General features: G+C 35.1%; 6 protein-coding genes and 1 tRNA gene. 1 reads left to right on the forward strand and 6 read right to left on the reverse strand.

Annotation, left to right across the window (positions count from 1 at the left end):
• The first annotated feature begins 4 nt into the window (after positions 1-4).
• Positions 5-79: transfer RNA gene (locus AC1WHX_RS09145), tRNA-Pro, on the forward strand.
• A gap of 130 nt (positions 80-209) precedes the next feature.
• On the opposite strand, the gene AC1WHX_RS09150 is transcribed toward AC1WHX_RS09145, so the two are convergent.
• The 6 genes from AC1WHX_RS09150 to AC1WHX_RS09175 form a co-directional block, all read right to left on the reverse strand.
• Positions 210-761: a DUF4468 domain-containing protein gene (locus tag AC1WHX_RS09150; protein WP_122338052.1), complete on the reverse strand. Its 552-nt coding sequence runs from the start codon at positions 759-761 to the stop codon at positions 210-212.
• 786 nt (positions 762-1,547) lie between these two features.
• Positions 1,548-1,898 (reverse strand): 50S ribosomal protein L20, encoded by a 351-nt coding sequence (gene rplT, locus AC1WHX_RS09155; RefSeq protein ID WP_022389765.1) that lies wholly within the window; start codon positions 1,896-1,898, stop codon positions 1,548-1,550.
• Positions 1,899-2,014: 116 nt separating this feature from the next.
• On the reverse strand, positions 2,015-2,212 hold the full coding sequence (rpmI, locus tag AC1WHX_RS09160) for a 50S ribosomal protein L35 (protein WP_009317128.1): 198 nt from the start codon (positions 2,210-2,212) through the stop codon (positions 2,015-2,017).
• 59 nt (positions 2,213-2,271) lie between these two features.
• Positions 2,272-2,781, reverse strand: a complete 510-nt coding sequence (gene infC / locus AC1WHX_RS09165; RefSeq protein WP_044261685.1) for a translation initiation factor IF-3 — start codon at positions 2,779-2,781, stop codon at positions 2,272-2,274.
• Positions 2,782-2,845: 64 nt separating this feature from the next.
• Positions 2,846-4,786, reverse strand: coding sequence for a threonine--tRNA ligase (gene thrS / locus AC1WHX_RS09170; protein ID WP_031258617.1), 1,941 nt, complete (start codon positions 4,784-4,786; stop codon positions 2,846-2,848).
• A gap of 454 nt (positions 4,787-5,240) precedes the next feature.
• A partial coding sequence (locus tag AC1WHX_RS09175; protein ID WP_481229207.1) for a tetratricopeptide repeat protein occupies positions 5,241-7,266 on the reverse strand: 2,026 nt, incomplete at its 5' end.

Below are 7,266 nucleotides of genomic sequence, written 5' to 3' on the forward strand. Positions count from 1 at the left end.
GATTCGGGGTGTAGCGCAGTCCGGTTAGCGCACCTGCTTTGGGAGCAGGGGGTCCCAGGTTCGAATCCTGGTACCCCGACACAAAAAAGAGGAAGTTAAGTAAATTAGCTTCCTCTTTTTTATTTATTTCAGTATGATTTGGAGAGTTAAAAGGTAATTTTAACAACGCAGCCAATAATTTAGCATATCAAGCAAATAAAAAATATCAATTACCAATCATCAGAGTCTTCCTTAACCGTTTGTATTGATGCTGCCAATTTCTCTAAATCTGAAAATATACTATTTGATTCCCGTTCACTTTTTACTTTAATATCTTTCCAAACCTTATTATGAAAAAACTTTTGCGCCCCCTTATCTGTATAATTTTCCGCAATGGTAATTAGTCCTAAGTTGCAAGTTGGAGCATTACCTTTTTTATTTTCATGAATAAAATTTAACATTTCAACTTTAAACCGACCATCCTTAACTTGCAATTTAATAGAATACCATATCTTTCCCTCATAGGCAGCATAAGCCAGTTTATTCATTGAATACAAAAAAATTGCTTTACCTATAATAATACCAGCGTCTTTGTCATCCATTTGCAAAACCTCTTGAGTATCTCTATAGTAAGTTGATATCCAATCTCGTAAAGAAATATAAATACTTGTCTTATCTACATCTTTAACCTCTATAACCTTACTAAATGTCAATTTTTCTTGACCATAGGAAGAAAAGAAATACCCCATAGAAACAAAGAGTAGTAAAAATAGCTTCTTCATAAAATTAATCTTTTGGTTTGTAAATATGTTTATTATTCACAACAGTAATTTTATAAAAAAAGAATAAAATAACAAAACTAAATCCTATTTCATTATTCTATATCATATCGAATATCTTATTGAAATCAATTTATAAACTACTAAATAAGTTTCCCTTTGAGTAATACTTCAAAGATTGAAATCGTACTTATCTTTTTCAAAGAAACATCAAATGAGAGATTTTCATCCAGCTCCAGCCAATAAGTACACATATTATCAATTTTATAAATTTGGCATTGTTCCTGAGTAGTATCTTTTTAATCGGAATCAGCAAATGTTCCGCATAATTGCTGATCATAATTAGGGTAAAACTTTCTTTTCCCTACGATGTTCTTTATCAGAACTGAAAAACACCTTTAAAAAAACTTTCAAAACATCTAAAGCAGTTTTTCCAGTAGAAAATATATAAAAATAAAGGCAAACCATTAAATAGTCTGCCTTTTATAAAGAAAGGTTGCATCATAGGATGCGATGAAACTCCGAATAACAGGATTTGAGTGCCCCCTTCCTTTGTAATCCACCGTGCATAATGCATACCTCTCGGCGTGGCCCGCCATTAGAAGAGAAAGCTTTGTTCTCGGTATTTCATAAGATTTGATGAGTTTCCCAATCTACTAGGATGCAACCTTATGTCTTACTCGCTTTCTGTATTACAAATATAGTAAAAGTAGTACAATAATCAAATTTTTAGGACAAAAAAATAAGGCTTCTTGTATAAGAAACCTTATTTATATAATAACAAATGAGTTAAGCTTTTTTTGCCTGCTCTACAATAGCCTTAAAAGCATCATTATTGTTCATTGCCAAATCTGCAAGAACTTTGCGGTTGATTTCAATACCAGCTTTATGCAAAGCCCCCATCAATTTGGAATATGACATACCTTCCAAACGAGCTGCCGCATTAATACGCTGAATCCACAATGCTCTGAACTCGCGTTTTTTAGCTTTACGGTCACGGTAAGCATAGGTTAAACCTTTCTCCCATGTATTTTTAGCTACGGTCCAAACATTTTTTCTAGAACCATAGTAACCTTTGGTTAATTTTAAAATTTTCTTTCTTCTTGCTCTTGAAGCAACGTGATTTACTGATCTTGGCATAGTTTTTACTTGTTTTGAATGTTAGCGTCACCTCCTCACGGGATGATCTTCGAGCTATGACATTCGGTTAATAAAATTTTAAACTCGCTTTTTGCTTTAAATAAAAAATCAAAGGCTTATTTCAAGCACAATAACTCTTTCACATTATTGATATCTGCAGAAGATACAAGAGTGAAATGAGTAAGATTTCTTTTTTGCTTTTTAGTCTTTTTCGTCAGAATATGACTTTTGAAAGCGTGTTTTCTTTTGATTTTTCCTGATCCGGTAAGGACGAACCTTTTTTTGGCACCGGAGTTAGTTTTCATCTTTGGCATCTTACTAAATTTTAATTTATGTATTACTAAAACATATAATATTGAGTCTCCTCAATTCTCTACTTTTTCTTAGGAGTAATCATTATAATCATACGCTTACCTTCCAAAACGGGCAACTGCTCTACTCTGCCATAATCTTCCAGATCATTGGCAAAACGAAGTAAAAGCACTTCTCCTTGTTCTTTGAACAATATAGAACGCCCTTTAAAGAAAACATAAGCCTTAACTTTCGCACCTTCTTCAAGGAAACCTTTGGCATGTTTTAATTTAAAATTATAATCATGATCATCGGTCTGAGGTCCGAAACGAATCTCCTTTACGACTACTTTAGTCGATTTAGCTTTCTGTTCTTTTAAACGTTTTTTCTGCTGATAAAGGAATTTCTGATAATCCGTAATACGACAAACAGGAGGAACCGCATTTGGAGAAATTTCTACAAGATCGAGTTCTTGCTCTTCTGCAATACGCAAAGCGTCTTGAATAGAATAAACTCCCTGTTCGACATTTTCTCCTACCAATCTAACTTCTTTTACCCTAATTTTTTCATTGGTACGGTACAACTCTTTCATTCCTTCATTTTTCTTTGAAGGATAATTTTTATTAACTCCTAAATTGTTTTTTTTCTCCATTCAATTACCATTGGGTTATCATTCTTTCAACTTCTTCAGTCAGAAGTTCGGCAAAGGTAGTAATTTTCATCGAACCTTTATCACCTTCACCCTGTTTTCTTACAGAAACTTCTTTATTTTGTTCTTCTTTTTCTCCGACAATAAGCAAATACGGAATTCTTTTGAGCTCATTATCGCGTATTTTCCGCCCGATTTTTTCATTACGGTCATCTACAGTGGTACGTATATCCTGCATTTCGAGTTGTGCAGCAACTTCATGTGCATAGTCATTATATTTCTCACTGATAGGCATAACAACGACCTGTTCCGGAGTCAACCATAAAGGGAATTTTCCGGCAGTATGTTCGATAAGAACCGCAACAAAACGTTCCATTGAGCCGAATGGTGCTCGATGTATCATAACAGGACGATGTTTTTGATTATCGCTTCCTGTATATTCAAGCTCGAACCGTTCCGGTAAATTATAATCGACCTGAATAGTTCCTAACTGCCAACGACGTCCGATAGCATCTTTTACCATAAAGTCGAGTTTCGGTCCATAAAAAGCAGCTTCTCCCAATTCGACTCTGGCATTTAAGCCCTTTTCTTCACAAGCCTCAACTATAGCACGTTCTGCTTTTTCCCAATTTTCGTCAGAACCGATATATTTTTCCCGATTATTCGGATCACGCAAAGAAATTTGAGCTTCAAAATTCTTAAAATCAAGAGCTTTGAATATAATAAATATAATATCCATTACTTTTAAGAATTCTTCCTTCAACTGATCGGGACGACAAAAAATATGAGCATCATCCTGAGTAAATCCCCGAACCCTTGTCAATCCATGCAATTCTCCGCTTTGTTCATAACGATATACTGTTCCGAATTCTGCAAATCGCAAGGGCAATTCTTTATATGAACGAGGAAATGCTTTATATATCTCACAATGATGAGGACAATTCATGGGTTTCAACAAAAATTCTTCACCTTCTTCAGGTGTATGAATAGGCTGGAAAGAATCTTTACCATATTTGGCATAATGTCCAGACGTCACATACAATAATTTATTTCCGATATGGGGAGTTATGACCTGTTGATACCCGAATCGTTTCTGAATACGACGTAAAAAATTTTCAAGCCGATCACGCAAAAGAGCTCCCTTCGGAAGCCATAAAGGTAACCCCTGCCCTACAGCTGGTGAGAACGTAAACAATTCTAATTCCTTTCCGATTTTTCGATGATCCCGTTTTTTAGCTTCTTCCATCAAAGCTAAATATTCGTCCAACATTTTCTTTTTCGGGAAAGAAATGCCATAGATACGTGTCAACTGATGACGTTTCTCATCGCCTCGCCAATATGCTCCAGCAAGAGATGTTATTTTCACTGCTTTAATCGGAGCTGTATTAGGCAAATGCGGACCTCGACAAAGATCGGTAAAGTTCCCTTGTGTATATGTTGAGATCGTTCCGTCTTCCAATTCGGAAATCAACTCCACTTTATATTCTTCATTACGGTCCCCGAACATTTTCAAAGCATCAGCTTTCGATATATCATGCCGTACAATCGCTTCTTTTTTAGAAGCAAGTTCAGCCATTTTAGTTTCGATAGCTGCAAAATCGCCTTCTTTAATAGGTGTATCACCTGGATCCACATCATAATAAAATCCGTTCTCTATTGCCGGACCGATTCCGAACTTTATTCCGGGATAAAGTTCTTGTAATGCTTCAGCCAACAAATGGGCTGATGAATGCCAGAATGCATGTTTTCCTTCAGGATCATCCCATTTAAATAATTTTATGGCGGCATCTTCATTTATAGGACGAGAAAGATCCCATTCTTGCCCGTTTATCGAAGCTGCAAGAACATCCTGAGCTAAACGAGGACTGATACTTTCGGCTATCTGCAACGGTGTAGTTCCCTTAGCGAATTCTTTAACCGATTGATCGGGAAAAGTTATTTTTATCATAATCTTTGTTTTCTTGTTGCGCATAGCATTAATACAACACGCAAAATGTAACAATTGTTTTTATAATTCTTATTTTCTAAGTCTCTATAAAAAGAGATATTTTATCAAGAGCACAAAAGTAATAATTTTTTAGACCCTGTTTAAATTTTATGGCAATATTTTTTTACTATCCAATAAGACGATTCTCAGATCCTTTAAGAGCCTATCTAAATTTTCCGATAATAAGGTGTATATCCAGACTTTTACTCTGCTCCCGATCTATATTACTGTTTCTACACGTCATGTAGTCCGACGTTTCTCATCCTTTCTCAAAAACAGTCCTCAAAAAATGTCAGTGTAAAGTTTAAACAAATTCTTATACCCTATCTAAACGTCAATAAATATACCTTTGAAATGATTATTAGGTCTTGTCTTAATGGCGTTTTATTACATTGCCCAAAACCATGGCAAAAATTTAATCTCCCAGCCTTTTAATAACATTATAGGCAGAAACGATTCCTAATTCTCCGGCTTTACTTAAATCGGCAATACCTTTCTGAGTCTCTCCTAAAAAGACATACACTAATCCTCTATTAAAATACGCATCTGAAAAATCCGGACGTAAGCGAATTGCTTCATTATAATCTGCTAAAGCTGCCCGAAAATCTCTTTGTGCACATCTTACATTAGCTCGATTATAATAAGCGTAAACGAATTGCGGCGACATTTCTATAACTTTATCGTAATCTCGAAGAACCATCTCATAATCCATTCCGACCGATTCTTTTTTATTTGACGATGAATTGGGTAATAATATCGATGATGCCGAGTTCTTTGGTAAACTAAACGCTTCTGTAACAGATTTGCTATTTTGAGTATCGAAATCTTGGGTAAAAGCTCGATATTCAATTTGCTTAAACCGGACGACAGCTCGCATAAAATAAGCCAAAACAAAATTATCGCTTAACTGTATCACCCGATTCAGATCATCTAAAGAACTTGCAAAATCTTGTATCAACATAAAATCGAGAGCTCGTCCAAAATATGGGACTGCATTATTCGGATTTATTTCTATCAATTTAGAATAATCATTGACCGAGACAAAATGTTTATTAATTTTTGCAGAGTCCAATGCCATCTCAGCATTTGTCAATAACACCCGATAAGGCAATATCCCGGCTCTATTCAGATTTTCAACCTCGGGGACAAAAGAAATTGTCTGTTTTACCTGATCCGGTTTTTCATAATATGTAAGAACAAATGCCGGAGCTATTTCTACATTGAAATTCTTATCTTGCACTCTACCTCTTATTTCATTAGTATATTTACTCTTCATATCGGTATTGTCCGCAACCAATAATCGATCAAATTTATTTATATTTTTGTCGGACTCTTTTCTTACCTTATCAGCATCTTTCTCTGAAGTGTCATTTTCAGATTCATCAATATTATCTGCTACTTCCTCATAATTCTTATTTGTATTCTTCTGTTGCTCATAAAGTTTCATAGCTTTCTGATAATCTGATTTTCCGCCGGAAATATCCCCCGATTTCCTTTTTGCTTCAGAACGGGCATAATATCCAGAATAAAAATCGGGATATTGATCCAATACTTTATTGTAATCTTTGACTGCAGCTCTATAGTTTCCCAATTCATCGTATAATACAGCCCGATTATAGTAAGCAAAATAATTATCCGGTTCATATTTCAATACAAAGGAAAAATCTTCTATTGCTTTATTTTTTTCTCCGACCTGGGCTCTTAACAGACCTCGATTGTAATGAGCCATCAGATTATTAGGATCTATCTCCACAACTCTGTCATAATCGGCCATTGTACCTCTCAAATCATCCAAATGATATTTTATCAATGCCCGATTAATATAATAAGAAGACATATTCGGATCAAGCCGTAAAGCTTCATTCATATCTGCCAAAGCATCTTGATAATCTTTTGTATATTGAAATTTAATAATAGCCCGTTGTGCGTATGCATACGAAAGATGCTTGTCTAAAGATATAGCTTTGTCTATATCTTCGATTGCCTTCAAAGTATCTTTTTTTTCTAACCAAAACTGGCTACGACTTAAATAGCCGTTGTAATAAGACGGATGAGTTTTGATAAGTTTATCAAAACTTTTTTCCGCATCATCATATTTTTTGAGCTGGACTTCTGCTATTGCTTTATTTCCCAAAAAGGTTCGGTCTTCAGGAGCATATTTCAGTCCCTCATTGTAATCATCAATCGCTCCTTGATAATCTCCTAAATTTTGACGGGCAATTCCTCGAACCTGATAAGCTCCCGTTATAAAAGGGTTACGTTCGAGGCATAAATTACAATCCTCCTCTGCACCTCTGAAATCTTCCAGACTTAACTTGGCGGCAGCTCTATAAAAATAAGGTTCTGCCATGTAAGGCTTTACTTTTATGACTTGATTAAAGTACTGTATAGAAAGTATATAATCTTCAAAATAGAGAGCATTGCGACCAATATTCATTACA

The sequence above is a fragment of the Coprobacter sp. genome, assembly GCF_982436375.1.

Coding starts and splice junctions, on each gene's coding strand:
- AC1WHX_RS09150 (WP_122338052.1), bottom strand. CDS start 761: ATGAAGAAGCTATTTTTACTACTCTTTGTTTCTATGGGGTATTTCTTT.
- rplT (WP_022389765.1), bottom strand. CDS start 1,898: ATGCCAAGATCAGTAAATCACGTTGCTTCAAGAGCAAGAAGAAAGAAA.
- rpmI (WP_009317128.1), bottom strand. CDS start 2,212: ATGCCAAAGATGAAAACTAACTCCGGTGCCAAAAAAAGGTTCGTCCTT.
- infC (WP_044261685.1), bottom strand. CDS start 2,781: ATGAAAGAGTTGTACCGTACCAATGAAAAAATTAGGGTAAAAGAAGTT.
- thrS (WP_031258617.1), bottom strand. CDS start 4,786: ATGATAAAAATAACTTTTCCCGATCAATCGGTTAAAGAATTCGCTAAG.